2 protein-coding genes are annotated in these 2,137 nt (G+C 58.8%); both read right to left on the bottom strand.

Going from position 1 to position 2,137, the window contains the following annotated elements; genetic code table 11:
* On the bottom strand, positions 1-326 hold a 326-nt coding region (locus tag AB4043_RS23360; RefSeq protein WP_442308245.1), incomplete at its 3' end, for a sodium:solute symporter family transporter.
* Positions 327-1,068: 742 nt separating this feature from the next.
* The coding region (locus AB4043_RS23355) for an alkaline phosphatase D family protein (RefSeq protein WP_442308244.1) at positions 1,069-2,137 on the bottom strand (1,069 nt) is incomplete at its 5' end.

The raw sequence follows: 2,137 nt of genomic DNA, 5'->3' as shown, positions 1-2,137 counted from the left end.
AGGGGCGAGATAACGTTGAGACGCTGCCTCATGCGAGCCCACTTCGCCGGAAAGATTCCCATTCCCAGCAGCAAGGAGAGCGCAATAGATGAAGCCCACCAGAAGTAAACGGTGATGCCAGAGGTATAGGCCAGCGCAGCGTAGCCAACAAAGACCGCCGAGCTGTACCCGGACATGTGGTGCGAGATTCCGGAGAGCCACCACGGCATCGAGCCGCCGGCCGTGAAAAAATCGCTGGCATTCTTAACTTTTTTGCGGGCCCAATAACCAACAATGATCATCAGGGCGAAATAGGCTCCAAGAACCAGCCAAGCTAGAAAGCCCATAGGTTCGCTCTCACTTGCCGCATAGTGACATGTTCCCATTCAACCGGTTGCACGACAAGCGAGGTAACCGAATGGGAAAACCGATAGGGGCAGCCACACGATCGTGAAAGGCAGTCAGAGCAGCGCTGATTTGAGGATCGAAGACCGCTCGAAGCCACTCCTGGTTGCGTCCCGGTTCCGACGCGATATACGCCCGCAGTACCTGGATAAATAGAACCTCAGCCCGTCGAGTCGCGACGATCTCAGGCATTGGTCAACAACGTCACATCTCTCACTCTTGATGCCGTCGGCTTTTTTGTTCCTGGCGGAGGGACCGTAGGGTTGCTCTTTCAGACGGGATTAGGGGTCGCTTCCATTGCACACAGTGCGTTATCTGCGGATAGCTCTCGGACTGGTATGGTGGGTCTAACCGCATCTTTTGTTGGCCTACAGACCACCGCCGTTAGAGCCGCTTCCAGCTACGCACTACCGGGAACAGAGATCGGACTAGCAAAGACAATTGCGAAGTCGCTTCCAGGCGTGGGACAGATTGCAAATGGCATCGCCTTCGGTGCAGACCTCGTCACTGCTGTCAAAGACTACAACTCATGCGTTACTCAAATGGGATATTGATGCCGCAATTCCGAACTTTCTCGCTGACGTATTTCGTACTCCGGAAAAGGGTCAACTAGTTTTAGGATCCGGGCGAGTTCTTTCTTCAATCTCCTCTGTAGTAAAACGCTGAGTATGCAAGGGCAAGTCATCAAACTGAGAGCTTTGCATCCCCTTCGAGCATCCGCTGCTCCAGCTTCGGCGGCGTGCCTGGCTGCCACAGCTTCGCCCGATGCGATACACGGTAACGTAGCGGACCGCCGTCCGGGGTTGCTGCGCGCGCAATCGGTCGGACGATGCAGATGAATTCGGTGTCGATCACGTTAGGACCGGCACTGACCACTGCATAGCCGTGCCCGGCCATGTCGACGAATTCCAGGTGCGGCGCGACGTCGGGATTGGTCGCCGCCCGCGCCTTCGCTATGTCACCGCTCGCCGCATATTCGAGCGCAGCGCGCACGCCGCGCTTGATCGTCRGGTTGATTGTCGCTTCGGGCACGGCACCCGGCGCCTTGCGCACGAACAGTGGAAGCAGCGGGAAGTCCTTCATGTATTCGGCCGCTTCGGCGAGACCGGGGGCAGAGATCGAACCGGTGATGAAGCTCAGCCCGACCGGGTCGAATCGGGCTGGCGGCAATTTGGGAGCGGCATAGCCGGCCCAGAAGCTGTGGCGGTCGCCGGAGATGGTGACGAACCCCGCCAGCTTGTGGTCGCGGACGGTGTCATAGATTTCGGCACGTTCGCTGAATGCCCCGCTGAAATCGCCGCCGCCGAAGGTGCCGAAATCCTTGCCCGGCCACTTGTCCTTCACCAGCCCAGCGGGAAGATTCTGCGGATCGGTCCGCATGTCGAGCGTGCCGTTGGTCGCGCCCCAGATCTTCCAGGTCGCGGTCGACCGCGTCAGCCGCTCCTTGAGCCACGCTTTCTGCTTGGGGCCGAGCATGGTGTAGGCGGGCTCGTCTTTGCGGAAATTGGGCGCTCTCTTGTCGCCGATGGTGATCGTCGCGGGGGGATTGCCGCCAGCATAGTCCTTGCCCGCATCGATGATCTCCATCAACTCCTGCGGAACCACCGGAAAGCCGAAATCGAACACGTCCGTTTCGGGCCGATCCCCGGGATTCTGCATCGTGTAGCTATGGAAGTCGGTGAGGATCAGATCGACGTGCTTCCCGTAGCGCAACGCGCGATAGGCGGTCATGCTGCCGACGGCGGTGCTATTG

It is taken from the genome of Terriglobus sp. YAF25 (assembly GCF_052113305.1).
Classification (GTDB): Bacteria; Acidobacteriota; Terriglobia; order Terriglobales; family Acidobacteriaceae; genus Terriglobus.
Note: the sequence above shows the minus strand (reverse complement) of the source record. Positions and strands in the feature narration are given on the sequence as shown.